1 protein-coding gene is annotated in these 266 nt (G+C 35.0%); it reads right to left on the bottom strand.

Annotation, left to right across the window (positions count from 1 at the left end):
• Positions 1 to 258 (bottom strand): GDP-mannose 4,6-dehydratase (locus ACRHNM_RS16950; protein ID WP_431137792.1); only part of this gene is annotated, 258 nt, incomplete at its 3' end.
• Between the last annotated feature and the right edge of the window lie 8 nt (positions 259 to 266).

Raw genomic sequence — 266 nt, 5'->3', positions numbered from 1 at the left:
ATCTACATGAGACTCCGCAGCAAAATGAATAACTCCTGTAATATCATATTTCTTGAATACTGAAACTATAAGATCCCTATCACAGATATCTCCCTGTACAAATTCATAATTCGAATGACCTGCAACCTCAGAAATATTAGCCAAATCACCGGCATAAGTCAACTTATCTATATTTATAATTCGAATATCTGGATGTTCAGATGTAAAATAGGGAATAAAATTAGCACCTATAAACCCCGCACCACCCGTAACTAAAATCGATTGCA

Origin of the sequence: Psychroserpens mesophilus (genome assembly GCF_050617655.1) — a bacterium.
Classification (GTDB): Bacteria; Bacteroidota; Bacteroidia; order Flavobacteriales; family Flavobacteriaceae; genus Psychroserpens; species Psychroserpens mesophilus_A.
Note: the sequence above shows the minus strand (reverse complement) of the source record. Positions and strands in the feature narration are given on the sequence as shown.